General features: G+C 64.1%; 18 protein-coding genes. 14 read left to right on the forward strand and 4 right to left on the reverse strand.

Annotated features, from left to right (window positions below; genetic code table 11):
- Together ACFOEV_RS12335 and ACFOEV_RS12340 are read right to left on the reverse strand one after the other, a co-directional pair.
- On the reverse strand, positions 1-693 hold a 693-nt coding region (locus ACFOEV_RS12335), incomplete at its 3' end, for a DUF481 domain-containing protein (protein ID WP_386774336.1).
- Positions 694-798: 105 nt separating this feature from the next.
- Complete coding sequence (locus ACFOEV_RS12340) at positions 799-3,324, reverse strand: penicillin-binding protein 1A (protein WP_386774338.1); 2,526 nt, start codon at positions 3,322-3,324, stop codon at positions 799-801.
- A gap of 243 nt (positions 3,325-3,567) precedes the next feature.
- On the opposite strand from ACFOEV_RS12340, the gene pilM reads away from it, so the two are divergent.
- The 12 genes from pilM to eno all read left to right on the forward strand — a co-directional run bounded on the left by pilM (position 3,568) and on the right by eno (position 20,575).
- Complete coding sequence (pilM, locus tag ACFOEV_RS12345; RefSeq protein ID WP_386774340.1) at positions 3,568-4,629, forward strand: type IV pilus assembly protein PilM; 1,062 nt, start codon at positions 3,568-3,570, stop codon at positions 4,627-4,629.
- The gene (locus tag ACFOEV_RS12350) at positions 4,626-5,183 is read left to right on the forward strand and encodes a PilN domain-containing protein (RefSeq protein WP_386774342.1); all 558 of its coding nucleotides are present in this window, start codon (positions 4,626-4,628) and stop codon (positions 5,181-5,183) included. The genes pilM and ACFOEV_RS12350 overlap by 4 nt, the downstream gene beginning before the upstream one ends.
- Positions 5,180-5,806 (forward strand): type IV pilus inner membrane component PilO, encoded by a 627-nt coding sequence (gene pilO / locus ACFOEV_RS12355; RefSeq protein ID WP_386774344.1) that lies wholly within the window; start codon positions 5,180-5,182, stop codon positions 5,804-5,806. The genes ACFOEV_RS12350 and pilO overlap by 4 nt, the downstream gene beginning before the upstream one ends.
- Positions 5,803-6,342, forward strand: coding sequence for a pilus assembly protein PilP (locus ACFOEV_RS12360; RefSeq protein WP_386774346.1), 540 nt, complete (start codon positions 5,803-5,805; stop codon positions 6,340-6,342). The genes pilO and ACFOEV_RS12360 overlap by 4 nt, the downstream gene beginning before the upstream one ends.
- A 39-nt stretch (positions 6,343-6,381) precedes the next feature.
- On the forward strand, positions 6,382-8,475 hold the full coding sequence (gene pilQ / locus ACFOEV_RS12365) for a type IV pilus secretin PilQ (RefSeq protein ID WP_386774348.1): 2,094 nt from the start codon (positions 6,382-6,384) through the stop codon (positions 8,473-8,475).
- A complete protein-coding gene (gene aroK, locus ACFOEV_RS12370) occupies positions 8,475-9,017 on the forward strand; it encodes a shikimate kinase AroK (protein WP_386774350.1) in 543 nt (180 codons plus the stop codon). The genes pilQ and aroK overlap by 1 nt, the downstream gene beginning before the upstream one ends.
- Before the next feature lie 2 nt (positions 9,018-9,019).
- Positions 9,020-10,126, forward strand: a complete 1,107-nt coding sequence (gene aroB / locus ACFOEV_RS12375) for a 3-dehydroquinate synthase (protein WP_386774352.1) — start codon at positions 9,020-9,022, stop codon at positions 10,124-10,126.
- Between the two features lie 457 nt (positions 10,127-10,583).
- Positions 10,584-15,035 carry a glutamate synthase large subunit gene (gltB, locus tag ACFOEV_RS12380; protein WP_386774354.1) on the forward strand — a complete coding sequence of 1,484 codons (4,452 nt, stop codon included), beginning with the start codon at positions 10,584-10,586 and terminating at the stop codon, positions 15,033-15,035.
- 36 nt (positions 15,036-15,071) lie between these two features.
- Positions 15,072-16,490: an FAD-dependent oxidoreductase gene (locus ACFOEV_RS12385; protein WP_386774356.1), complete on the forward strand. Its 1,419-nt coding sequence runs from the start codon at positions 15,072-15,074 to the stop codon at positions 16,488-16,490.
- Positions 16,491-16,696: 206 nt separating this feature from the next.
- Positions 16,697-18,358, forward strand: a complete 1,662-nt coding sequence (locus ACFOEV_RS12390; protein WP_386774358.1) for a CTP synthase — start codon at positions 16,697-16,699, stop codon at positions 18,356-18,358.
- Positions 18,359-18,367: 9 nt separating this feature from the next.
- Positions 18,368-19,219, forward strand: coding sequence for a 3-deoxy-8-phosphooctulonate synthase (gene kdsA / locus ACFOEV_RS12395; protein WP_386774360.1), 852 nt, complete (start codon positions 18,368-18,370; stop codon positions 19,217-19,219).
- A gap of 60 nt (positions 19,220-19,279) precedes the next feature.
- The gene (gene eno, locus ACFOEV_RS12400) at positions 19,280-20,575 is read left to right on the forward strand and encodes a phosphopyruvate hydratase (protein ID WP_386774362.1); all 1,296 of its coding nucleotides are present in this window, start codon (positions 19,280-19,282) and stop codon (positions 20,573-20,575) included.
- A gap of 665 nt (positions 20,576-21,240) precedes the next feature.
- Here the strand turns inward: eno and fdxA are convergent.
- Entirely contained in the window at positions 21,241-21,564 is a 324-nt protein-coding gene (gene fdxA / locus ACFOEV_RS12405) for a ferredoxin FdxA (RefSeq protein WP_386774364.1), read from the reverse strand.
- Between the two features lie 239 nt (positions 21,565-21,803).
- Positions 21,804-24,371: a DNA mismatch repair protein MutS gene (gene mutS, locus ACFOEV_RS12410; protein ID WP_386774421.1), complete on the reverse strand. Its 2,568-nt coding sequence runs from the start codon at positions 24,369-24,371 to the stop codon at positions 21,804-21,806.
- A gap of 120 nt (positions 24,372-24,491) precedes the next feature.
- Here mutS and ACFOEV_RS12415 point away from each other — a divergent pair, with 120 nt between their 5' ends.
- Positions 24,492-25,004 (forward strand): CinA family protein, encoded by a 513-nt coding sequence (locus ACFOEV_RS12415; RefSeq protein WP_386774366.1) that lies wholly within the window; start codon positions 24,492-24,494, stop codon positions 25,002-25,004.
- A gap of 131 nt (positions 25,005-25,135) precedes the next feature.
- Complete coding sequence (gene recA / locus ACFOEV_RS12420) at positions 25,136-26,203, forward strand: recombinase RecA (RefSeq protein ID WP_386774368.1); 1,068 nt, start codon at positions 25,136-25,138, stop codon at positions 26,201-26,203.
- Positions 26,204-26,206: the final 3 nt, after the last annotated feature.

The raw sequence follows: 26,206 nt of genomic DNA on the forward strand, positions 1-26,206 counted from the left end.
TTCCGGTGGTTGCGAGTTGTGCTTGATCTCATGGGAAAGGCGCAGCGCCAGGCGCGAATTGAGCTTGGCGGTAAGCGACGATAATGAGCGGGAGGTGACGTTGTTGGCGGTGGCCTCCACGGACATCTCCTGATCGAGCGTGGCAAAGGAGGAGACCTCCCACTCGTAGTCCAGCGCACCGTAGGCGACGCCCAGGGTCTCGTTGTCATCATCACGAATGGCGTCGTAGCGGTAGCCGGGGCCGCCTTCAAGCGACAGCTGGTGGGTATCGGTGTCGAGCAGCTGACGCCCGTAGCCACCAATGGTGGTGAACTGATACTCATAGCCGCCAAAGCGGTCCTTCTCCCAGCGGGAGAAGCCGAACAGATAATGAGGCCCCTCGAGGTTGTAACGCTCACGGCCGGCTAGCAAATACCGTTCGGCATCGGTCTCGCCGTTGCGCGTCGCGTTGATGGCCTCGCTGCGCAGGGTCTGGGTCCAGGGACCGGTTAGCCAGGTCAGGCGACCCTTGGCGATCAGGGTCTGACTGTCTTTATTGCCGGACAGTCGGGTGAAGCCGAGTTCGGCTTCGCCACTGAAGGTCGGTGCATCTTCCTCGGGGGCCGGTGGTGCATAGAAAGGGCTGGCCAGTGCCGAGGGACCCGAGGCGATCAGGCTTGTCGCAATCATCAGGCCGGTCAGATGGCGCGGCATGTGAAGACTCCATGGGTGGTTGCCATGGGCAGGTGGAACACAGTGTGACATGACAGGGTGCGGTGACTGTTACTCCGGGCGGCGTCCCTGCCGCCCGGGGCTGGTTCAGAAAATGGCTTCGTAGGTGCCGGTGCCCTGGGAGCCACTGCGATTTTCCAGTTCGCGTTCCATGGTACGCGGCTGATAGTCTGGCAGATGGTCGGTATGGAAGATCTCGCTGATACCACCGGCCTGGTCCTCATGCAGGCGGCGCCCGGTTTCCGGGTCGACGCGCGCACGCACGATCTCGCTTGGGGCTTCCGGTATGGTTTCGGGCCTGCCGTTGAGGGCATTGCCCATGAAATCGACCCAGATCGGCAGGGCGGCGCTTCCCCCGTACTCGCCGGTGGTTTCGTAGTTGTCCTTGCCGACCCACACAGTGGTCACCAGCTCGTTATTGTAGCCGGCAAACCAGGCATCGCGTCGCTCGTTGGTGGTGCCGGTCTTGCCGACGATATCGCTGCGATTCAGTTTCAGGGCACCCCGGCCGGTGCCGATTTCGATCACGTCACGCAACATGTCGCGCAGGATATACACCGCGGCCGGATCGGCGACGCGAGGCGCCAAGGCATAGCGCTTGCCATCGATTTCCGTCTCAGTGGCGCCTTCGGGGCATTCGCGGCAGGCCACGCGTGGCTCGGCTTCTTCGAGAACTTCGTCATCGTTGCCGCGAGTCACCTTCTCGATGAACCAGGGGGAAACCTGGAAGCCGCCATTGGCTAGGACCGCATAGGCGTTGGTCATTTCCAGCGGGGTCAGAGAGGTGCTGCCCAGCGCCAGCGCCAGACCGTAGGGCAAGCGGTCCTCGTCGAAGCCGAAGCCCTCCAGGAACTCCAGGGTGTTGTCGAGTCCCAGGCGCTGCAGCACTCGTACCGTCACCAGGTTGCGCGATTTCGCCAAGGCCACGCGTAGCCGGGTCGGGCCGAGGAAGTCGCCGCTGGAGTTGGCCGGGCGCCAGATATCGCCGGCGTCGGGCATCACCACCGGGGCATCGTTGACGACGGTGGCGGCATTCATATTGCCATTCTGCAGCGCGGCCAGGTAAACGAAGGGCTTGAAGATGGAGCCCGACTGGCGCTGGGCCTGGGTGGCGCGATTGAACTTGCTGGCCTCGAAGCTGAAGCCGCCCTGCAAGGCGAGGATCGCCCCCGTATCCGGCTCCAGCACCACGATCGAGCCCTCGACATCGGGGCGTTGCGACAGCCGCCAACTGCCGTCGTCGCGCTGCAGGATGCGCACCAGGTCGCCGCGGCTAGCAATTTCCGCTGCCGAGGCAGGGGCTTCTTCGTGCCAGCGGGCGCTGTGGTAACGACCGGCCCAACTAAGGCCATCCCAATCCAGGGTCACGAGGTTGCCCTGGCGGGTCAGCACCTGCATTGCGCGGCCTTCGCTTTCCACCACGATGGCCGGCTGCAGTGGTCCGTAGCCGGGTGTGCGCTCGAGTACGCGTAGCCAGTTGCTGACATCGCCCTCGACGCCCGCGATCCGGGTCTGACTGCTCTGGGCCGCCTGGCGGGCGGTTTCCATGACTTCCGGCGATTCGGAGAGCTCTTCCTCGAGGCCACTCCGTTCGGTGCGTTCCTGGGCCTCGACCAGGCTCGCGGGAATGTCTTGCTGCTCGGGGCCACGCCAGCCATGGCGAGTGTCGTAGTCGATAAGCCCTTGGGTCAGGGCCTGGCTGGCGTAGGGCTGCAGATGGCTGTCCAGCGTGGTGTGGATGCGATAGCCGCCGGTATAGGCCTCCTCGCCATAGCGCTCCGTGGCGAACTGGCGGGCCATTTCCGCGACGTAGGGAGCATCGACCTCGACCTGCGCGGTAAAGCGGCGCGCGGTGATGGGGGCCGCTACGGCTTCCTCGTAGGTCGGTTGGTCGATGAAGTCCAGCTCGCGCATGCGATAGAGGATCCAGTTGCGGCGGATCAACGAGCGTTCGGGATTGGCGAGCGGATTGAAGGTCGAAGGCGCCTTGGGCAGGCCGGCAATCATCGCCTTCTGGGCCAGGGTCAGTTCGCCGAGAGGCCTGTCGTAATAGGTTTCAGCGGCGGCAGCGATGCCGTAGGCCCGGTTGCCGAGGAAGATCTTGTTGACGTAGAGCGAGAAGATCTCTTCCTTGGTCAATACCTGCTCCATCTGCAGGGCCAGCAGGATCTCGCGAATCTTGCGGGTGAAGGTGCGATCGAGCGTCAGCAGGTAGTTGCGTGCCACCTGCATGGTGATGGTGCTGCCACCGGATTGGATGTCACCGCCACTGGCGACCAGCTCGAAGGCGGCGCGGGCAATGCCTTTCGGGTCGACGCCGGGATGGTCGAAGAAGCTGCCATCCTCGGCCGCGAGCAGCGCCTGGACAAAGTCCTGGGGGATGGCCTCGAAGTTCACCGGCATGCGACGCTCTTCGCCGAATTCGCCGATCAACTTGCCGTCGCGGGTGAAAATCCTCAAGGGCGTATGCAGTTCGAAATCCTGCAGTTGACGAACGTCCGGCAGGCCCGGCGCGAAGTACAGGGCAGCGCCCACAACGGCCAGCACGCTGGCCGTACCAAGCGACAGGACGAGCCACACTGTCGAGATGACGAGCTTTCTGAAGAACTTCATGAAATAGCGGTATCCGTGATGGTCGGTAGCGTTACGGCGGCGATGAGCGGGATGATCCATCAAACTGCGTATTATAAGAACCCTGCGGGAGACTCACCAGCGTTGAAGCGGCAATCCCCCTACTATTATGTGAGTTCAGACAATATCATGTAACCTCTCATGCTGGGGATTAGGCAACATGGAACGTTAGAAGCAAGAAGGTAAGCGGCTAGCCGCATTTGATCACGCAGAGGTACTACCTTAGTGCGACTGAAAAGGTCCAGCAAAGGATTGATCGGAGTCGATATCACCTCGGCAACGGTCAAGTTGATCGAGCTCAAGCAGGCCGGTGCCCATTTCCAGGTAGACAGTTATGCCGTACGCCCCTTGCGTGAGGGGGTCGTGGTCGAGCGGCGTATCCGTGACATGGGGAACGTCGCCGAGGCGATCCGGCGTGCCGTCGAGCATGCTCGCCCCACCACGAACCAAGCCAGTGTCGCCGTGCCGGCCAGCGCGGCGATCACCAAGACGCTGACGCTACCCGCCTCGCTGAATGACAGCGAGATCGAGGCCCGTATCCAGCTTGAATCCGACAAGCATATCCCCTTTCCGTTCAGCGAAGTGGCGTTTGATTTTCAGCGCTTGGGGCTCAATGCCCGCTATGGCGACCAGCAGGACATCCTGCTGGTCGCCTGCCGTCAACAGGATGTCAGCCAGTTGACCGAAGCGTTGTTCCAGGCCGGCCTCGAGCCAGCGGCGGTGGATGTCGAAACCTTCGCCATGGAGCGCGCCTTCAGCGAACTGCGCCACCAGCTACCCCCATTGAGCGGAGACGACGACTGCGTGGCCCTGGTCGATGTCGGCGCCACCATGAACGCCTTCCATGTGCTCAGGCGCGGGCGCATCACTTACAGTCGCGACACCGTCTTCGGGGGGCGCCAGTTGACCGAAGAGATTCGCGGTCGCTATGGCTTGAGTCTCGAAGAGGCCGGACTGGCCAAGAAACGCGGCGGGCTACCCGAGGATTATCGCCACAACGTACTCGACCCCTTCGTCGACACCCTGGTGCAACAGATTGGGCGCTCCCTACAACTTTACTATACCGCTGGTCGCAAGCACGAGGTCAAGCGTCTGGTGCTGGCCGGTGGCTGCAGCGTGATCCCCGGGCTCAGCCATCGCCTGGCCCAGGAAAGCGGCATGGACGTGGTGATCGCCAACCCCTTCCAGCGCATGAAGGTCAATTCGCGAATCGATATCCATACCTTGTCGGGCGATGCCCCCGCGATGCTGACGGCCTGTGGCCTGGCGATGAGGGGGCGTGCATGACCATCGAGATCAACCTGCTGCCCTGGCGGGAGCGAGTGCGCGAACGGCGCAGCAAGCGCTTCTATCTGGCCCTGATGGTTGCCGCCGTGGTGGGGGTCGCCGCCGGTGCTGGCATGATCTACCACTATCAGGTGCAACTCGTCGCCCAGCAGCAACGCAATGAGCATATCCGTCAGCAGCTGGCGCGACTCGACGGCGATATTCGTTCGATCAGCGAGTATGAGGGCACGCACGAGCAGATGATGGAGCGCATCGAGATCTTCACCCGCCTGCAGCGCGGTCGGCCGCAGACGGTGCATGTCTTCAATCAGCTTACCGAGAGTCTCGAGGAGGGGGTTCATTACACGCGGCTGGCGCGGCAGGGCGATACCTTGCGCTTGACGGGGGTGGCCGAGAACAACCGCCAGGTTTCCGATCAGTTGCGTGCACTGGCCCGGGCTTCGGCGTTCGAGGTGCCAGTGCTTTCCGAAGTCGAGGCCGATGCGGGCCAGCAGCAGCGCCGCTTCAGCTTGAGCGTGACGCAGCGGCTATCGCCGAGTGAGGAGGCGCCATGAATTTCTCCGGGGAGTGGCGTCGCCTGCGCGAATTGGACTGGCGCGAGCTGGATATCAAGGAGGCTGGAGGCTGGCCCTGGTCGCTGCAACTCATTTGCTGCTTGCTGGTGCTGGGGCTGACCTTTGTCGGCATGCACTGGTACCTGGCCGCCCCCAAGGCCAAGGACCTCGCCGACGCCGAGCGGGAAGAGCGCGAGCTGATGCGAGACTATCGCCACAAGGCGGCGCAGGCAGCGAGCCTGCCGGTCATGCGCGATCAGGTCGCCGAACTGGAAGCGCGCATGAGCACCCTGCGCGAGATGTTGCCCACCGGTACCGAGATCCCTTCGTTGATCGACCATATCAGCGAGACGGCCATCGACAACCAATTGACAATCGACTTCATCCGCTTGCGCAGCCCCGTGGCGCAAGAGTTCTATATCGAGCAGCCTTTCGATATCCAGGTTCGGGGCGATTATCATCGTATCGCTTACTTCCTGGCCGGCGTCGCCGGCCTGCCGCGTATCGTCACCCAGCATGACTTCACCTTGGAGCCGGTCGACGGTCAGGGACAACTGCGCTTGTCGATGCTGGCGCAAACCTATCGCTATCGCCCGTCCGGCGGTGAGGATGCGAGACCATGATCCGACCGCTCCGGATGGCGGGAATCGCCTTGGCTGCCTTGCTGAGCGCCTGCGCCGATCCCGAACTCGATCAGCTGGACCGGGAACTGGCGTCATTGCGGGCCGACCCCGGTGAGCTGAGCATCCCGGCATTGCCCGAACTGCCCGACTATCGGAGGGTGTCTTATGACCATGCCGATGAGCGCAGCCCCTTCATGGCGCGCTTGCCGCAGGCCGAGGAAGCGCCGGCCGGATCCAGCGAACTGGCGCCGGACCTGTCGCGGCCGCGAGAGCCGTTGGAAGCCTATGTCCTGGAGTCGCTGGATCTGGTGGGCACGCTCGTCGTGGGTGGCCAGCGCTCGGCGCTGGTGCGTGCCCCGGATGGCAAGGTGCACCGCCTGACGACCGGCGACTATCTGGGCACCGATTTCGGACGTATCGTCAGCATCACCGCCACCTCGGTGCAACTGGTCGAGGTGGTGGCCACTGGGCAGGGCGGCTGGATCGAGCGCACGCGCAGCCTGACACTCGATGACGCATCAGACCGCCGTGGCTAACTCGACCACGGCACCGCAAGACGCAAGGGATGGATGACAATGCACAACGTGATTCGCGGCCTGGCCGCCGTGATGCTTGGCATGCTGCTGCCGCTTTCGGCCTGGGCGGCATCGACGCTCACCGAACTCGATTTTCAGCAGGGCAGCGGCGGCGAGCTCGAAGTGGACCTGCGCTTCAGCGGTGGCGTGCCGGAGGTGCGAGGCTACCGGTTGGACGCCCCCCCGCGACTGACCATCGACCTGATGGAGACGGCCAGCCAACTGGATCGTCGCCGTTATGACCTGGGCATCGGCGGGGTCGAGCACGTCACTACCCTGGCAGCTGGTTCGCGTACCCGTCTGGTGTTCAACCTCGACGGTCCGCTGCCCTACCGCACGCGTCAGGTAGGAGACCGCCTGCGCCTGGTCATCGGTGCCGGCAGTGGCGGAGAGGAGGCGACGACCGGCCAGTCCCGGACCGCTGCCGAGGCGCCGGCCCCGACAGCCAGCCGCCAGCCGAGTATCGAGGATATCGACTTTCGCCGTGGCGAAGACGACACCGGGCGGTTGATCGTCACCTTCGACCGTGCCGGCGTCGATTCGCGGGTGCGCGAGGTCGGCAATCGCATCGTCGCCGAACTGCGTGGCGTGCGGTTGCCGGCGGCGCTGGATCAGGTGCTGGATGTCACGGACTTCGGTACGCCGATACGGCGTATCACGCCGAGCCGCGACCGCGACGGGGTCACCCTGAGCCTGGAGGGCGAGGGCGAATTCGCCATGCTGTCCACCCACAGCGGTCGTCAGCTGGTGATCGAGGCGCAACCGGTCTCCCCAGCGGCCCGCGAGAGGCGCGAGCGCGAGCGGTTCCCCTATACCGGCGAACGGATCACCCTCAATTTCCAGGATATCGAGGTGCGCTCGGTGCTGGCGATCATCGCCGAATTCACCGGCCTCAACCTGGTCGCCAGCGACAGCGTCACCGGTAGCGTGACGTTGAACCTGCAGGACGTGCCCTGGGACCAGGCGCTCGACCTGGTGCTCAAGAGCCATGGTCTGGCCAGCCGCCAGGAGGGCAACGTCATCGTGGTGGCGCCGGCCGCGGAACTGGCCAATATCGAGCGCCAGGAGATCGAGGCGCGCACCCAGATGGAGACGCTGGCGCCGTTGACGACCGAGATGCTGCAGATTCGCTACGCCAAGGCGGCGGACCTGGCCGCGTTGCTGCGTGGCGAGAGTGGTCTCGGCCTGCTCACCGAGCGTGGGCGGGTCGCGGTGGATGTACGCACCAATACCCTGATGATCCAGGATACCGCCGCGCAACTGCAGGAAATCCGGCGCACCATCGAGCAGTTGGATGTCGCCGTGCGCCAGGTCCAGATCGAGGCGCGTATCGTCATCGCCCGCGACAGTGCCACCCGCGAGCTGGGCGTCAGGTGGGGCGCGTCTTCGACACGCGGCTTCCGCGAGCGGGAGCGTGCAGGCGATACGCTCAGCCCGCCCGAGGTCAATAACCTGGTGGACAATGTGGCCCGGGATCTCAATCCTCAGGGGTTGAGTCGGGCCCGCGGTGGCTTGGCCGTCGATATGGGCAGTGCGGACAACCCCCTGACCTCCTTTACCTTCGGCTACCTGTCCGGCGATATTCTGCTCGATCTCGAGCTGCGGGCGCTGGAGAGCGAGGGCAAGAGCCAGACGATTTCCCAGCCGCGGGTGATCACCGCCAACCAGCGCACCGCGGTGATCAAGCAGGGCACCGAGATTCCCTTCCAGGAAGCCACTTCCAGTGGTGCCACCAATGTGGAATTCAAGGAAGCGGTACTGTCGCTGGAGGTCACGCCGCAAATCACGCCGGACAACCGCATCGTCATGGATCTGGTGGTCAACAACGATGCCGTCGGTGAAGAATTCGCCGGTGTGCCCTCCATCGACACCAACCAGATCACGACCCAGGTGTTGGTCGACAACGGCGAGACCGTGGTGCTGGGCGGAATCCTGACCACCGAGCAGATCCGCAGCCTGTTCAAGACGCCCTTCTTCGGCGATCTGCCGGTGATAGGTAACCTTTTTCGCTATACCCAAGACTCCAATGAAAAGGTAGAGTTGCTGGTATTCATTACTCCCAGAATCATCGAGGACGGGCTGGCATTTCGCTGATGCAGGATCTTCCCAATCTTTTCCTGGTCGGGCCCATGGGGGCCGGCAAAAGTACCATTGGCCGTCTGCTGGCGGCCGAGCTTTCGCGCGATTTCGTCGATAGCGATCACGAAATCCAGGCTCGCTGTGGCGCCGATATCCCCTGGATATTCGATGTCGAGGGCGAGGCCGGCTTTCGCGAGCGCGAGCAGCAGATGGTCGACGAGCTCACTCAACGGCAGGGCGTCGTGCTGGCCACTGGCGGCGGGGCGGTCATGCGTGAAACCAACCGTCGCGCGCTGCGCGAGCGGGGCACCGTCATCTACCTTTACACCACCGTCGAGCAGCAGCTGAAGCGCACTGCCAAGGACCGCAATCGTCCCTTGTTGCAGGGGGGGAACCCCGAAGAGATTCTGCGTGCGATGTTTGCCAAGCGCGATCCCCTGTACCGTGCCACCGCCGACCTGATCGTTCGCACCGACCGCCGCGGCCCCCGCTCGGTGGTCGGCGAGATCGTGCGTCGTGTCAGCCGCCTGGTGGACCCACTGCAATGCAAGGCCTGACCATGTCACACGTTTCCGATGCCCCCGTCACCCTCAGCGTCGAGCTGGGCGAGCGCCGCTACCCGATCCACATCGGCCCCGCGCTGCTGGGCGATCCCGGCTGGCTCGAGCCGTACCTGGCCGGTCGCCAGGTGATGATCGTGACCAATGAAACCGTTGCGCCACTGTACCTGGAGCGCGTCAAGCAGGGGCTGTCCAGTGAGCTGGACGTGCGCGAGCTGGTACTGCCCGATGGCGAGCACACCAAGACGCTGGAGTCGGTGGCGACGATCTGGGATGCCCTGCTGGCCGCTGGTTTCAACCGCCGCTGTACCCTGGTGGCCCTGGGGGGCGGGGTGATCGGCGACATGGTGGGCTTTGCGGCGGCGTGTTATCAGCGTGGCGTGGCTTTCGTCCAGGTACCGACGACCCTGCTGTCGCAGGTCGATTCCTCGGTCGGCGGCAAGACCGGCGTCAATCATCCGCGTGGCAAGAACATGATCGGTGCCTTCTGGCAGCCGCGGGCCGTGCTGATCGACACCCAGACCCTGGCCACCCTGCCGCCGCGGGAGCTGTCCGCCGGCCTGGCCGAGGTGATCAAGTACGGCCTGATCCGTGATGCCGACTTCCTGGCGTGGCTGGAAGCGCAGATGACCGAGTTGCGCAATCTCGACGATGCGGCGCTGCGCGAGGCGATCTATCGCAGTTGCGCGCTCAAGGCCGCGGTGGTCGCCGAGGACGAGACCGAGCAGGGCGTGCGTGCCTTGCTCAACCTCGGGCACACCTTCGGACATGCCATCGAGGCGCACCAGGGCTATGGCGCCTGGCTGCATGGCGAGGCGGTAGGGACCGGCATGCTGATGGCTGCCGAGCTGTCGCGCCGCCTGGGCTGGCTCGACGAGGTGCAGGTCGCGCGGGTGCGCGCCATTGTCGATGCCGCTGGCCTGCCACGGGCCGCTCCCGCGAACATGTCGGCCGCTGATTTTCTCGAGGTCATGCGCCTGGACAAGAAGAATGTCGACAGCCGGCTGCGCCTGATTCTGCTGCGTGCGCTCGGCGACGCCTGCGTGCATGACGAAACGCCGGCCGACGAACTCACGGCGTTGCTGGAGGCGTTTCCGCGAGCCTGACACGCGTCGAGACCAGTGATCGTGCTGACAATACGCATTGAGACGACAAAATGGCGCCTTCCCTAGGGGAGGCGCCATTTTTTTATTCTGCGTGAGCTTGGCTCTCGTCGCCTGCCAACTTCGGAAATCAGCATGCCTTATGCATGATCTGCATGGGAGAAAGGCTTAATATTAGACCAAAGTCTAGCGCGCTGAGCGGCGGGCGCTGGCATGTGCCAAGTCCTTGACCTGGCACGTCTTTTTATCAAGATGTTGAGCTAACAGTCAGATTTTCGGAGGTTTTTGGGACGAGGGGTGCTGCGGGGAATTGCGTGAAGGCAACTGCCTGGCTATGCTGTACGACCTTTTTCGCGCCAGAAACTGGCCGCCTGATGGCCAGGAAAATAAAAAAATTAACAAAATAGAATAGCACTGATTTTTTCTGGATACAAGACATCGTTTTCTGTGAGGCACGCCCATGATGAGAGGTCTCCACCAGCCTGGCGAATTTCGCGACAACTGTGGCTTCGGCCTGATCGCCCATATGGAAGGGCGGGCCAGCCATGATCTGTTGAAAACCGCCATCGAATCGCTGACCTGCATGACCCACCGTGGTGGCATCGCCGCCGACGGCAAGACGGGCGACGGCTGTGGCCTGCTGTTGAAGATGCCCACCGGCTTCATGCGGGCCGTGGCCCGTGAGGCGCTGGGGGTCGAGCTGGGCAACGGGTTCGCCGTGGGCAGCATCTTCCTGCCCGACGACGACGCTCGCGAGGCGTATGCCCGCGAAGTGTTGGAGACCGAGCTGAGCGCGCGCGGCCTGACCGTCCATGGTTGGCGCGACGTGCCCATCGATGCCAGTGTCTGTGGCCCCATGGCGCTGGACTGCCTGCCGCGCATCCGCCAGATCTTCGTCGAGGCCGGTGACGACCGCCTCGAGGCCAAGCTCAATGTCGACCTGTTCATGGCGCGTCGCCGGGCCGAGGAGCAACTGCGCAACGAGGAAGACTTCTATGTCTGCTCGCTGTCGACCAAGGTGCTGTCCTACAAGGGCCTGATGATGCCCGTGGACCTGCCGACCTTCTATCACGATCTGGGCGACGAGCGTCTGGAAACCGCCATCTGCGTCTTCCACCAGCGCTTCTCCACCAATACCGCACCGCGCTGGCCGCTGGCGCAGCCGTTCCGCTTCCTTGCCCATAACGGTGAAATCAACACCATCGAGGCCAACCGCGGCTGGGCCAACTCGCGCAAGGAAAATTTCGTCAACGAGCTGTTGCCCGACCTCACCGAGCTCGACGAGATCGTCAATACCACCGGTTCGGACTCCTCGAGCATGGACAACATGCTGGAAGTGTTGATGACCGGCGGCATGGATATCTACAACGCCATTCGCATGATGGTGCCGCCGGCCTGGCAGAACGTCGAGACGATGGACAGCGACCTGCGTGCCTTCTACGAATACAACTCCATGCACATGGAGCCGTGGGACGGCCCGGCCGGCATGGTCATGACCGACGGGCGCAACGCCGTGTGCATGCTCGACCGCAATGGCCTGCGCCCGGCGCGCTGGGTGATCACCCGGAACGGCTATATCACCCTGGCGTCCGAGATCGGCACGTACGGCTATCGGCCCGAAGACGTGGTGGCCAAGGGGCGCGTGGGCCCGGGGCAGGTGCTGGGCGTGGACATCGAGACCGGTGAGGTCCTGCATACCCGGGACATCGACAACCGTCTGAAGGCGGCCTTCCCCTACAAGCGCTGGCTCAAGGATCGCGCCAATTACCTGGAGTCGGCGTTGACCGAGCTGGCACGCTTCCAGCCCATGGGGACCGACGAGCTGAACATCTACCAGAAGATGTTCCAGATCAGCTTCGAGGAGCGCGATCAACTGCTGCGCCCGCTGGCCGAGAGCGGCCAGGAGGCGGTGGGCTCGATGGGCGACGACACCCCGATGGCGGTGCTGTCGCGTCACCATCGGCTGCTGACCGATCACTTCCGCCAGAAGTTCGCCCAGGTCACCAACCCGCCGATCGACCCGCTGCGCGAGGCGATCGTGATGTCGCTGGAGACCTGCTGCGGCGCCGAATTGAACGTCTTCGAGGCGACCCCGGATCACGCCCATCGCCTGATCCTGACCACGCCGGTCCTGTCGCCGCGCAAGTTCACCGCGCTGGTCAGCCAGGACGATCCGGCCTTCGCCAGCTATCGCCTGTCGCTGGCCTATGATCCCGCCGAAGTCGGTCTCAAGCAGGCACTGCTGGCGCTGTGTCAGCAGGCCGAAGAAGCGGCGAGAAGCGGCAAGGTGATCCTGGTGCTGTCCGACGCCGATCTCGAAAAAGGCAAGTTGCCGATCCATGCGGCACTGGCGGTGGGCGCGATCCACCATCACCTGGGCCGCAAGGCGTTGCGGCCGCGGGTCAACCTGGTGGTCGAGACCGGCTATGCCCGCGATGCCCACCAGATGGCGGTGCTGTTCGGCGTCGGCGCCACCGCGGTCTATCCCTACCTGGCCTACCAGGTGATGGCCGACATGCATCGCACCGGCGAACTGGTCGGCAACCCGGCGGACGCCCGCGAGAACTACCGCAAGGGGCTGCAGAAGGGGCTCTACAAGATCCTGTCCAAGATGGGGATCTCGACGCTCGCTTCCTATCGCGGCTCGCAACTGTTCGAGGCGGTGGGCCTGCATTCCGAAGTGATGGACATGTGCTTTACCGGCATGGCCTCGCGTATCGAGGGCGCCGGTTTCGCCGAGCTGCAGATGCAGCAGGAGCTGCTGGCCCGCGACGCCTGGATCCCGCGCAAGGGGCTGTATCAGGGCGGCCTGGTCAAGTACGTGCACAATCACGAATACCATGCCTACAACCCGGATGTGGTCATGACCCTGCAACAGGCGGTGCAGCAGGGCGACTATGCCAAGTGGAAGAAATTCGCGGCGCTCGTCAACGAGCGCCCGGTGGCGACCATCCGCGACCTGCTGAAGCTCAAGCCGGCGCCCGAGCCCATTGCGTTGGAAGAGGTCGAGGGTGTCGAGGAGCTGCTGCCGCGCTTCGACAGCGCCGGGATGTCGCTCGGTGCGCTGTCGCCGGAGGCCCATGAGGCGCTGGCGCAGGCCATGAACGAAGCCGGGGGGCGTTCCAACTCCGGTGAGGGCGGGGAGGATCCGGCCCGCTATGGCACCATCAGAAGCTCCAAGATCAAGCAGATCGCCTCCGGGCGCTTCGGCGTGACGCCGGCTTACCTGGTCAATGCCGAGGTCCTGCAGATCAAGGTCGCCCAGGGCGCCAAGCCCGGCGAGGGCGGCCAGTTGCCGGGCGGCAAGGTCAACGAGCTGATCGCGCGGCTGCGCTATTCGGTGCCCGGCGTGACCCTGATCTCGCCGCCGCCGCATCATGACATCTACTCCATCGAGGATCTGGCGCAGCTGATCTTCGATCTCAAGCAGGTCAACCCGGATGCCCAGGTCTCGGTCAAGCTGGTTTCCGAACCGGGCATCGGCACCATCGCCACCGGCGTGGCCAAGGCCTATGCCGACCTGATCACCGTCTCCGGCTACGACGGGGGCACCGCGGCGAGCCCACTGACCTCGATCAAGCACGCCGGCAGCCCGTGGGAACTGGGCCTGCCCGAGGTGCATCAGGCGCTGCGCATCAACGGCCTGCGCGACAAGATTCGCCTGCAGACCGACGGCGGCTTGAAGACCGGCCTCGACGTGGTCAAGGCGGCGATTCTCGGTGCCGAGAGCTTCGGTTTCGGTACCGCGCCGATGGTGGCGCTGGGCTGCAAGTACCTGCGCATCTGTCATCTCAACAACTGCGCCACCGGCGTCGCCACTCAGCACCAGTACCTGCGCGACGAGCATTTCCGTGGCACCGTGGACATGGTCAAGCACTACTTCCGCTTCATTGCCGAGGAAGTCCGCGAGCTGATGGCCATGCTCGGCGTGCGCAAGTTGACCGACCTGATCGGGCGGACCGATCTGCTCGAGGTCATCGAGGGCCAGACCAGTGCCCAGCGCAAGCTCGACCTGAGCGCGCTGCTCACCAACGACTTCGTGCCCGCGGAGGCGCCGCAGTTCTGTCGGGTCAGTCGCAACGTGCCGCATGACCCGGGTGCCAAGAACAAGGAGGTGCTGGACGCCTTGCTGCCCGCCATCGAGGCCCGGTCCGGTGGCGAGTTCACGTTCACCATCACCAACTGCGACCGCTCGGTGGCGGCGCTGACCTCGGGGGCCATCGCCAAGCGCTATGGCGAGGCCGGCCTGGAGGAGGCGCCGATCACCGCGCGCTTCACCGGCGTGGCCGGCCAGAGTTTCGGGGTCTGGAACGCCTGTGGCCTCAACCTCTATCTCGAGGGCGATGCCAACGACTATGTCGGCAAGGGCATGAATGGCGGCCAGATCGTCATCGTGCCGCCGCGGGCCAGTACCTTCGATAGCCACAAGACGGCGATCATCGGCAACACCTGCCTGTATGGCGCCACCGGCGGCAAGCTGTTCGCCGCCGGTACTGCCGGCGAGCGCTTCGGGGTGCGCAATTCCGGTGCGACCGCGGTCATCGAGGGCGCCGGCGACCACTGCTGCGAGTACATGACCGGCGGCCTGATCTGCGTGCTCGGCGAGACCGGCGTCAACTTCGGTGCCGGCATGACCGGTGGCTTCGCCTATGTGCTCGACGAGGACCGTACCTTCGTCGACAAGTACAACCACGAACTGGTGGAGATCCAGCGGATCAACACCGAGGCCATGGAGGCCTACCGGCGCCACCTGCGGGAGATCGTCGAGGAGTACGTCGCCGAGACCGGCTCCAAGCGCGGCGAGGCGATTCTCGAGGACTTCAGCGACTTCATCCGCCACTTCTGGCTGGTGAAGCCCAAGGCCGCGAGTCTTGGCAGTCTGTTAGCCGAATCCCGCCGGCGGCCCGAGTAAGCCCGACGTACCCGTTTTCGAGGAGAGACGACGACCATGGCAAACCGTCTGAGCAACGATTTTCAGTTCATCGATGTGGGGCGCCAGGACCCGCACAAGAAGGAAGCGCGTACCCGGGCCAAGGAATTCGCCGAGATCTACGAGCCGTACAAGCCCCAGGAAGCGGCCGGCCAGTCGCATCGTTGCCTGGAGTGCGGCAACCCCTACTGCGAATGGAAGTGTCCGGTCCACAATTACATTCCCAACTGGCTGAAGCTGGTCAGCGAGGGCAATATCCTCGAGGCCGCCGAGTTGTCGCATCGCACCAACTCGCTGCCCGAGGTATGCGGCCGGGTGTGCCCCCAGGATCGCCTCTGCGAGGGCGCCTGCACGCTCAATGACGGCTTCGGCGCGGTGACCATCGGCTCGGTGGAGAAGTACATCACCGACACCGCCTTCGCCATGGGCTGGCGCCCGGACATGTCCCAGGTGACCTGGACCGACAAGCGCGTGGCGGTCATCGGTGCCGGTCCGGCCGGGCTGGGCTGCGCCGATATCCTGGTGCGCAACGGTGTGAAGCCGGTGGTGTTCGACAAGTACCCGGAAATCGGTGGCCTGCTGACCTTCGGCATCCCCGAGTTCAAGCTCGAGAAGCACGTCATGGAGCGCCGCCGCGCGGTGTTCGAGGAGATGGGCGTGGAATTCCGCCTGGGTGTCGAGATCGGCAAGGATCAGTCCTTCGAGGCGCTGCTCGAGGAGTACGATGCAGTATTCCTGGGCATGGGCACCTACAAGTACATGAAAGGGGGCTTTCCCGGCGAGGACCTGCCCGGCGTGCACAAGGCGCTCGACTATTTGATCGCCAACGTCAATCACTGCCTGGGGTTCGAGAAGGACCCGGCCGACTATGTGTCGCTGGAAGGCCAGCGCGTGGTGGTGCTGGGTGGCGGCGACACCGCCATGGACTGCAACCGTACCGCGATCCGTCAGCGTGCCGCGAGCGTGACCTGTGCCTATCGCCGCGACGAGGAGAACATGCCGGGCTCCAAGCGCGAAGTGGCCAATGCTCGTGAGGAAGGCGTCGAGTTCCTGTTCAACCGCCAGCCGGTGGCGGTGATCGGCGAGGACAGGGTCGAAGGCGTCAAGGTGGTGCGCACGCGACTCGGCGAGCCCGACGAGAACGGCCGCCAGCGCCCCGAGGTGGTGCCGGGCTCCGAGGAGATCCTGCCCGCCGACGCGGTGATCATCGCCTTTGGCTTCCAGCCCAGCGACATCGAGTGGTTCGCGCCCAACGACATCGCCGTCGACGAGCGCGGCCGGGTCACGGCCCCGGAGCACGGCGCCTACGCCTTCCAGACCAGCAACGAGAAGATCTTTGCCGGCGGCGACATGGTGCGCGGCTCCGACCTGGTGGTCACCGCCGTCTACGAAGGCCGCCAGGCCGGCGAAGGCATCCTGGATTATCTGGGGGTGTAACCCCCGCCGCGAGCCACGGGCTGCGAGCCTCGAGCAGGGCGGAGTGATCATCCTGCTCGAGGCTCGAGGCTCGCAGCTCGCAGCTCGCAGCCCGAAGCTGCGCGTCGCGCTCGAAATTGAGCCGTTAGCCTATCTCTGCTACTCTGTCGTCCCATCCTGGCGCGGTTTCCTGCGGCGCCTTCTGATCACGTTTCGACAGGTTTTCCATGACACGATATATCTTCGTGACCGGCGGCGTTGTGTCCTCTCTCGGCAAGGGCATCGCGTCCGCTTCGCTGGCGGCGATTCTCGAGGCGCGCGGCCTCAAGGTCACCATGCTCAAGCTGGATCCGTACATCAACGTCGATCCGGGCACCATGAGCCCCTTCCAGCATGGCGAGGTATTCGTCACCGAAGACGGCGCCGAGACCGACCTCGACCTGGGCCACTACGAACGCTTCATCCGCACCAAGATGACCCAGGGCAACAACTTCACCACCGGTCGTGTCTATGAGCACGTGCTGCGCAAGGAGCGCCGTGGCGATTACCTGGGCGGTACCGTGCAGGTGATCCCGCACATCACCGACGAGATCAAGCGCCGCGTCTATGCCGGCGGCGAAGGGTTCGATGTGGCGCTGGTGGAGATCGGCGGCACGGTGGGCGATATCGAATCGCTGCCGTTTCTCGAATCGATTCGCCAGATCAGAAGCGAGTTGGGTGCCAATCACGCCATTTTCATGCACCTCACGCTGGTGCCCTATATCAAGACCGCCGGCGAAACCAAGACCAAGCCGACCCAGCACAGCGTCAAGGAACTGCGCTCGATCGGGATTCAGCCGGACATCCTGATCTGTCGCAGTGAGGTCGAGCTCGAGGAGAGCGAGCGGCGCAAGATCGCGCTGTTCACCAACGTCGAGGAGCGCGCCGTGGTGCCGCTGCAGGATGCCGACACCATCTACCGCATTCCGCTGATGCTCCACGAGCACGGTCTCGACGAGATCGTCTGCGACAAGCTGCGACTCGAGGCTGGCGAAGCCGACCTGTCCGAGTGGATCCGCGTGCTGGATGCCAAGCTCAATCCGCTGAAGTCGGTCAACATCGCCATGGTCGGCAAGTACATGGAGCTGCTCGACGCCTACAAGTCGCTCAACGAGGCGTTGATCCACGCCGGTATCCAGAGCCGGATCAAGATCAATGTCGACTATATCGACTCCGAGGACATCGAGCGTCACGGCACCGAACGCCTGGCGGGAAAAGACGCCATCCTGGTGCCCGGCGGCTTCGGCGAGCGCGGTGTGGAAGGCAAGATCGCCACCGCCCGCTATGCCCGTGAGAACGGCGTGCCCTATCTCGGTATCTGCCTGGGCATGCAGGTGGCGGTGATCGAGTTCGCTCGCCACCTGGCCGGTTGGGCCGATGCCGACTCCACCGAGTTCACACGCGATACCCAGCATCCGGTGATCGGGTTGATCACCGAATGGATCAACGCCGAGGGCAAGATCGAGCTGCGCGACGAGGCCTCCGACCTGGGCGGAACCATGCGTCTCGGCGGCCAGGTCTGTCATCTCAAGGCCGGCACCAAGGCGCATGAGGCCTATGGTGCCGATGAAATCGTCGAGCGTCATCGTCACCGTTTCGAGGTCAATAACCAGTTCATCGACGAGCTCGAGAAGGCCGGGTTGGTGGTCTCGGGCAAGAGCGTCGACCAGTCGCTGGTGGAAATGATCGAGTTGCCGGATCATCCTTGGTTTGTGGCCTGCCAGTTCCATCCGGAATTCACCTCCACGCCGCGCGACGGCCACCCGCTGTTCACCGGTTTCGTCAGTGCAGCGCTGGAGCACAAGAATGTGCGGGCTCGCCAACATGCCCAGGCCCAACCGCAGGGCTGAGGAGACTGCATGCAAGATCAGGAGAAAGTCATCGAATTCGCCGGCCTCGAAGCCGGCAATTCATTGCCGTTGGCGCTGTTCGGCGGCATGAATGTGCTGGAATCCCGCGACATGGCCCTGGAGGTCGCCGAGGCCTATGTCGAGGTGACCGGCAAGCTCGGCATGCCCTATGTGTTCAAGGCCAGCTTCGACAAGGCCAATCGCAGCTCGATCCACTCCTTCCGTGGTCCCGGGCTGGAAAAGGGTCTGGAGATCCTGGCCGAGGTCAAGTCGCGCTTTGGGGTGCCGATCTTGACCGATGTCCATGAGCCGTGGCAGGCCGGGCCCGTTGCCCAGGTGGCCGATATCATCCAGTTGCCGGCCTTTCTGGCGCGCCAAACCGACCTGGTGGTGGCCATGGCCGAGACCGGCGCGGTGATCAATATCAAGAAGCCGCAGTTCCTGGCGCCTCAAGAGATGCGCCATATCATCAAGAAGTGCGAGGAAGCCGGCAACCGGCGCCTGATCCTCTGCGAACGGGGATCGAGCTTCGGTTACAACAACCTGGTGGTCGACATGCTCGGCTTCGGCGAGATGAAGCAGACCGGCTATCCACTGTTCTTCGACGTCACCCACTCGCTGCAGCGTCCCGGTGGCCGTTCCGACAGTGCGGGAGGGCGCCGGGCCCAGGTCGCCGAGCTGGCGCGGGCGGGGGTCGCCGTGGGCCTCGCCGGGCTGTTTCTCGAGGCCCATCCCGACCCGGAAAATGCCAAGTGCGATGGTCCCTGCGCCCTGCCGCTGGACAGGCTGGAGCCCTTCCTGACCCAGTTGAAAGCCCTCGATGACCTGGTCAAGGGCTTCCCTGCACTGGAGATTTCTTGAGCGGAGCCGTGAACTCTCGACTCAATCGATATCAACGCTGACTCAATAGGACGACACACGATGACCAAGATTGTCGATATCCGCGCCCTCGAGGTGCTCGACTCCCGCGGCAACCCCACCGTTCAGGCCGAGGTCATTCTCGAAGACGCTGCCAAGGGCGTCGCCTGCGCGCCCAGCGGTGCTTCCACCGGTTCACGAGAGGCCCTGGAGCTGCGCGACGGTGACAAGTCCCGCTATCTGGGCAAGGGCGTGCTAAAGGCGGTGGAGGCCGTCAACGGCCAGATTCGCGAGCGGCTCATGGGCATGGACGCGCTCGACCAGCGCGGCCTCGACACCGCCATGCTGGAGCTCGATGGCACCGACAACAAGGCCAACCTCGGCGCCAACGCCATCCTCGCGGTGTCGCTGGCCGCCGCCAAGGCTGCCGCCCAGTCCCAGGGGGTCGAGCTCTACGCCCATATCGCCGAGCTTTACGGCCAGCCGGGGCAATACTGCATGCCGGTGCCGATGATGAACATCCTCAACGGTGGCGAGCACGCCGACAACAATGTCGATATCCAGGAATTCATGGTCCAGCCGGTGGGCGCTTCGAGTTTCCGGGAAGCGTTGCGCATGGGGGCCGAGATCTTCCATACCCTGAAGAAGGTGCTGTCGGCCCGTGGCCTGTCCACCTCGGTGGGCGATGAGGGCGGTTTCGCCCCTAACCTGGCATCCAATGCCGAGGCCCTGGAAGTGATCAAGCAGGCCGTCGCGGACGCTGGCTATGCCCTGGGCAAGGACGTGACCCTGGCACTCGACTGCGCCTCGAGCGAGTTCTACAAGAATGGCCAGTACGACCTGGCCGGCGAGGGCAAGTCCTACGATGCCAGTGGCTTCGTCGATTATCTCGCCGAGCTGTGTGAAGCCTACCCGATCGTGTCGATCGAAGACGGTATGGACGAGTCCGACTGGGCCGGCTGGAAGGCGCTGACCGACAAGCTGGGCGATCGTGTGCAGCTCGTCGGCGACGACCTGTTCGTCACCAATACCCGAATCCTCAAGCGCGGTATCGATGAGCGGATCGGTAACTCCATCCTGATCAAGTTCAACCAGATCGGCTCGCTGTCCGAAACCCTGGATGCCATCAAGATGGCTCAGGATGCCGGCTTCACCGCGGTGATCTCGCATCGCTCCGGCGAGACCGAGGACACCACCATCGCCGACCTGGCCGTGGCCACCTCCGCCGGCCAGATCAAGACCGGCTCGCTGTGCCGCTCCGATCGGGTCGCCAAGTACAACCGTCTGCTGGTGATCGAACAGCAACTGGGCGACAAGGCGAGCTATCCGGGCCTGGCCGCCATCAAGGGACAGGGCTGAGTTCACTCTCCCGGTGAAGGCGCGTCGGCGCCTTCACCGCCTTTCCGGGCATCATCTCTGCGCTGGCTTCCTGCGCTGTGGCTCTCGTCTGCCGGGCCAGTGCCCCTGAGGCGAGGTGACTGTAGGCGATCTCTTCAATTCTTGTAAGACATTTCCTACATTTGCACGGCGAAGTTGGCTATCTTGATCAAAAAACAACCAGCTCTTGGCGCAATGACTTTTTGTATCTCATTGATTATAAAGAGGTGTAAACAGCTCCTCAGCAGGCGGGATAACTGCTGAGGTGAGATGCCCCCGCTTGAGAAGTCTTGCGTAGCTGCCACAATGACGTTGGGATTTGGAGAGGCGAGGAGCGCTTTTCCGGCAGGATGCAACGGGATGCTAGTCGTGGTGCGCCGGGTGTGGCAGGACGTCGCCTCCTGGCAAGGAAGTCACCGTAGGAGTCGAGCAGAGGGACCTGCTCAAGGGAATGGCTGGGAGCGGGCGACCTTCGGGTCGCCTTTTTCATGGCGGTTAATACAAGAAACGCCGAATGTCGTGGACATTCGGCGTTTCTTGTATCTTGCTGCCAGGATCACGTATCCAAAAGGAAACGCTTGCCTGCATCGACGAGCAGGGTGAGGCGCAACGCAGCGATTCACCCGCAGGCATTGGGGCACGTTTCTTCAGCGTTCCAGGTATTCCAGCTTGCCAGGCTTGCCATCCCACTCCTCGGCATCGGCCGGCGGGTCCTTCTTCTCGGCGATATTCGGCCACACTTCGGCAAGCTCGGCATTCAGCTCGATGAAGGCCTTCTGGTCATCCGGCAATTCATCTTCGGAGAAGATCGCTTCGGCAGGGCACTCCGGCTCGCACAGGGCGCAGTCGATACACTCGTCGGGATGAATGACCAGGAAGTTGGGCCCTTCATAGAAGCAGTCCACCGGACACACTTCGACGCAGTCGGTGTACTTGCACTTGATGCAGTTTTCTGTGACGACGAATGTCATGGGGTCTCCCTCGGTCGTGATCGGCGCGGCGATGCTGACGCGCCGACACCTGGGTAAGCTGGGTTATAAGTGGCAGGAGTATTATAAGCCGCTATTCTAATGGCGCCACATTCTAGTCGCGCCACCGAGGCCTGGGCAAGCCGCTGCCCCGGCCGGCTCCAGACCGTTTTGGCATGCTCTCATGCCGTCATTCTTACCGTCTTGGTCAATCCTGGTGCCCGAGAGTGCCTGAACCGCCATCAGAGTGCCTCACGCCAGCTATAGAGCAGTTCCAGCGCCTGACGCGGGCTGATGGTGTCGACATCGAGCGATGCCAGCTCGTCGAGCAGCGGGTGCGGTGCGCTGGCGAACAGGTCCGTCTGCTGAGGGACCGCGGTTGGCTCTCCCCAGCGACTGCTCTGGTCGACCTCCTGCTGTTCGAGTACGGCCAGCTTCTCGCGGGCACGGGCGATCACTGCCTGGGGGACGCCGGCGAGCTGGGCGACTTGCAGGCCGTAGCTCTGGCTCGCCGGGCCTTCCTCCACGCGATGCATGAACACGATGCCATCCTTGTGCTCGGCGGCGGTGAGGTGGACGTTGGCCACCCCTTCGGCCTGCTCGGCCAGCGCCGTCATCTCGAAGTAGTGCGTGGCGAACAGGGTAAAGGCCCGTGAACGCGTCAGGTGCTCGGCGCTGGCCCAGGCCAGCGACAGGCCATCGAAGGTGCTGGTGCCGCGACCGATCTCATCCATCAATACCAGGCTGTGATCGGTGGCATTGTGCAGGATGCTGGCGGTCTCGGTCATCTCGACCATGAAGGTCGAGCGGCCACCGGCCAGGTCATCGCTGGAGCCGATGCGGGTGAAGATGCGATCCACCGGACCGATCTCGGCGCTGTCCGCCGGCACGAAGCAACCGGTATGAGCGAGCAGAGTGATCAGCGCCGCCTGGCGCATGTAAGTCGACTTGCCGCCCATGTTGGGGCCCGTGATGACCAGCATCCGCCGCCGGTCATCCAGCACCAGGTCGTTGGGCACGAACGGCGCCTCGCTGACCTGCTCGACCACCGGGTGACGGCCACCGCGGATCTCGAGGCCCGGGGTTTCGGCGAGTCGCGGGCAGACGAAATCCAGCGACTGGGCGCGTTCGGCGAAGGCTGCCAGCACATCCAGGGTGGCCAGCGAACGCGCCGTGGCCTGCAGCGCGTCGAGCTCGGCGTTCAGGGTGTCGAGCAGGCTCTCGTAGAGCAGTTTCTCGCGGGCCAGGGCGCGGGACTTGGCCGACAGGGCCTTGTCCTCGAACTCCTTGAGCTCGGGAATGATGAAGCGTTCGGCGTTCTTCAGCGTCTGGCGACGGATGTAATCGCTGGGTGCCTCGCGCGCCTGGGCGCGGGGAATCTCGATATAGTAGCCATGCACCCGGTTGTAGCCGACCTTGAGGCCGGAGAGGCCGGTACGTTCGCGCTCGCGGGTTTCGAGGCTGACCAGATAGTCGCCGGCATGTTCGGCCAGGCCGCGCATTTCATCGAGCTCGGCATCGAAGCCCGGCGCGATCACCCCGCCGTCGCGGATCACCACCGGCGGGTTGTCGACCAGGCCGCGGGTCAGGGTGTCGGCGAGTCCGGGGTAGGGATGGATATGGCGCCGCAGTTCATCCAGCGTCGAGCCCTCGGCGAGGCCGGCCAGGTCCTCCTGCAGGGAGGGCAGGGCATTGAGGGCATCGCGCAGGCGCGCCAGGTCACGAGGACGGGCGCTGCGCAGCGCCACGCGCGCGAGGATACGCTCGATATCGCCGATATGCTTGAGATTGTCGCGCAGCGTGACGAAGAACTCATCGTCGAGCAGCAATTGCACGGCCGCCTGGCGTGCGCTGACCTGGGCATGGTCGCGCAGCGGCCGGTTCAGCCAGCGTTTCAGCAAGCGCGAACCCATGGCGGTGGCGGTGGTGTCGAGCACGCTGGCCAGGGTGTTGTCGGTGCCGCCGCCGAGGTTGATGTCGATCTCCAGGTTGCGGCGGCTGGCGGCGTCGATGACCACCGCGTCGTCGCGACTCTCCACGCCGATGGCGGTGACATGCGGCAGCCGCGAGCGCTGGGTATCGCGGGCGTAGTCGATCAATATCCCGGCGGCGGTGATGGCGCCTTCCAGGTGCGCGCAGCCGAAGCCGCGCAGGTCCTGCACCTGGAACTGGTCGCACAGGGTACGGGTGGCGGCCTCGAGATCGAACAGCCAGTCGCTCTGGCGTCGCAGGCCGCTGCGGCCCGCCAGTGCCGGAGGCAAGTCCAGGCCGTCGGCGACCAGCACTTCGGCGGGGTCGAGGCGCTGCACCTCGGCCAGCATCTCGGCTTCGCCTTCGACTTCCAGCACGCTGAAGCGGCCGCTGGAGAGTTCCAGCCAGGCGATGCCCCAGTGCGCGGCCTGCGCATGCAAGGCGACCAGCAGGTTGTCGCGGCGGGCGTCGAGCAGCGCTTCGTCGTAGAGGGTGCCGGGGGTGACGATGCGCACCACCTTGCGTTCCACCGGGCCCTTGGCGAGTGCCGGATCGCCGATCTGCTCGCAGATCGCCACCGATTCGCCGGCCTTGACCAGCCGTGCCAGGTAGCCTTCCGCACTATGGTAGGGCACGCCAGCCATGGGGATCGGCTTGCCCGCCGATTGGCCGCGCTGGGTCAAGGTGATGTCGAGCAGGGCGGCGGCGCGCTTGGCGTCGTCGAAGAACAGCTCATAGAAATCGCCCATGCGATAGAAGAGCAGTACGTCCGGGTGCTCGCGCTTGATCTTCAGGAACTGGCTCATCATCGGTGTGTGCTGGGCACTGGCCTGGGACATGGGCGTCCTTGTATCCATGGAATCGTCTCGCGGCTGAGTCTGCATTCGGCTGCAAAAGGCATTATTCTACGCCCATGAGTGCGCCGCGTCAGGATCACCCTCAGCCAAAGAGGAGCACGCATGCCCGTGTCCACGCGAAACCTGAACGATCTCGATCTGACCTCGCTCAGTGAGCGCCTGGGGCAGCAGTGTCGCGCCCGGGGCGTCCATGTCACCGCCGCCGAGTCCTGTACCGGCGGTGAGGTGGCCAGTGCCATCACCGCCGTCGCCGGGAGTTCCGACTACTTCGAGACCGGGTACGTGACCTACGCCAATGGCGCCAAGACCCGGTTGCTGGGGGTGCCGGAAGCCATGCTCGAGGCCCATGGTGCCGTCAGTCGTGAAGTCGTCGAGGCCATGGTCGCCGGCGCCTGTCGCGACAGCGGCGCCCAGTGGGGCGTGGCCATCAGTGGCGTGGCCGGGCCGGGAGGTGGCAGCGATGCCAAGCCGGTCGGCACGGTGTGGTTGGCCTGGGGCGATGCCGAGCGCCAGGACGCCGAATGCCGGCACTTCCCGGGCGATCGTCGCGCAGTGCGTGAGCAGGCGGTGCGGGAGGCGCTGATCGGGTTGATCATGCGTCTCGACGCGACCTGAAAAATTCGCCATACTGCCCCTTATCAAACTACTGTGTAGTCATACAGTGCTTGGCTCGCTGCCCCGGCCGTGTCGATAGCGATCCCAGCGTAGCGTTTCTTCCCGTTTTTCGAGACTTCAGGAGGCCATCGATGGCACAGGACGACAACCGTTCCAAGGCGCTGAATGCCGCCCTTTCGCAGATCGAGCGTCAATTCGGCAAGGGCACCGTGATGCGCCTGGGCGATACCCCGCGGGTGGTGATGCCTTCGGTTTCCACCGGCTCGCTGGGGCTGGATATCGCACTCGGGATCGGCGGCCTGCCCTATGGCCGGGTGGTGGAGATCTTCGGTCCCGAGTCCTCGGGCAAGACCACCCTGACCCTGTCGGTGATCGCGCAGGCCCAGAAGCAGGGCAAGACCTGTGCCTTCATCGATGCCGAACACGCGCTCGATCCGAGCTACGCCGAGAAGCTCGGCGTCAACCTCGACGATCTGCTGGTGTCACAGCCGGATACCGGTGAGCAGGCGCTGGAGATCTGCGACATGCTGGTGCGCTCCGGCGGCGTCGATGTGATCATCATCGACTCGGTGGCGGCGCTGACCCCGCGCGCCGAGATCGAGGGCGAGATGGGCGACTCTCACGTCGGCCTGCAGGCGCGCCTGATGTCGCAGGCGCTGCGCAAGATCACCGGTCACATCAAGAACGCCAACTGCATGGTGGTGTTCATCAACCAGATCCGCATGAAGATCGGGGTGATGTTCGGCAGCCCCGAGACCACCACCGGTGGTAATGCCCTGAAGTTCTACTCCAGCGTGCGCCTGGACATCCGGCGCACCGGCTCGGTCAAGGCGGGCGATGAGGTCACCGGCAACGAGACGCGGGTCAAGGTGGTCAAGAACAAGGTGGCGCCGCCGTTCCGCCAGGCCGAATTCCAGATCCTTTACGGCAAGGGCATCTATCATGCCGGGGAAGTGGTCGATCTGGGCGTGCAGTGCAACCTGATCGACAAGGCCGGCGCCTGGTACAGCTACCAGGGCAGCAAGATCGGCCAGGGCAAGGCCAACGCCGCCCAGTTCCTGGAGGACAACCCGGCAGTCATGGACGAGATCGAGTCCCAGATTCGCGCCCAGTTGTTGGCCACCCCCGAGCCGAAGGACAAGGAAAAGGAAGTCGAGGCCGTGACCGCCGAGGAAGGTCGCGAGGACGACCTGCTGTAAGTC

Origin of the sequence: Litchfieldella rifensis (assembly GCF_042646605.1) — a bacterium.
In the GTDB taxonomy this organism is placed as follows: Bacteria; Pseudomonadota; Gammaproteobacteria; order Pseudomonadales; family Halomonadaceae; genus Litchfieldella; species Litchfieldella rifensis.

Coding starts and splice junctions, on each gene's coding strand:
- ACFOEV_RS12340 (WP_386774338.1), bottom strand. CDS start 3,324: ATGAAGTTCTTCAGAAAGCTCGTCATCTCGACAGTGTGGCTCGTCCTG.
- ACFOEV_RS12350 (WP_386774342.1), top strand. CDS start 4,626: ATGACCATCGAGATCAACCTGCTGCCCTGGCGGGAGCGAGTGCGCGAA.
- pilO (WP_386774344.1), top strand. CDS start 5,180: ATGAATTTCTCCGGGGAGTGGCGTCGCCTGCGCGAATTGGACTGGCGC.
- ACFOEV_RS12360 (WP_386774346.1), top strand. CDS start 5,803: ATGATCCGACCGCTCCGGATGGCGGGAATCGCCTTGGCTGCCTTGCTG.
- pilQ (WP_386774348.1), top strand. CDS start 6,382: ATGCACAACGTGATTCGCGGCCTGGCCGCCGTGATGCTTGGCATGCTG.
- aroK (WP_386774350.1), top strand. CDS start 8,475: ATGCAGGATCTTCCCAATCTTTTCCTGGTCGGGCCCATGGGGGCCGGC.
- aroB (WP_386774352.1), top strand. CDS start 9,020: ATGTCACACGTTTCCGATGCCCCCGTCACCCTCAGCGTCGAGCTGGGC.
- gltB (WP_386774354.1), top strand. CDS start 10,584: ATGATGAGAGGTCTCCACCAGCCTGGCGAATTTCGCGACAACTGTGGC.
- ACFOEV_RS12385 (WP_386774356.1), top strand. CDS start 15,072: ATGGCAAACCGTCTGAGCAACGATTTTCAGTTCATCGATGTGGGGCGC.
- ACFOEV_RS12390 (WP_386774358.1), top strand. CDS start 16,697: ATGACACGATATATCTTCGTGACCGGCGGCGTTGTGTCCTCTCTCGGC.
- kdsA (WP_386774360.1), top strand. CDS start 18,368: ATGCAAGATCAGGAGAAAGTCATCGAATTCGCCGGCCTCGAAGCCGGC.
- eno (WP_386774362.1), top strand. CDS start 19,280: ATGACCAAGATTGTCGATATCCGCGCCCTCGAGGTGCTCGACTCCCGC.
- fdxA (WP_386774364.1), bottom strand. CDS start 21,564: ATGACATTCGTCGTCACAGAAAACTGCATCAAGTGCAAGTACACCGAC.
- mutS (WP_386774421.1), bottom strand. CDS start 24,371: ATGTCCCAGGCCAGTGCCCAGCACACACCGATGATGAGCCAGTTCCTG.
- ACFOEV_RS12415 (WP_386774366.1), top strand. CDS start 24,492: ATGCCCGTGTCCACGCGAAACCTGAACGATCTCGATCTGACCTCGCTC.
- recA (WP_386774368.1), top strand. CDS start 25,136: ATGGCACAGGACGACAACCGTTCCAAGGCGCTGAATGCCGCCCTTTCG.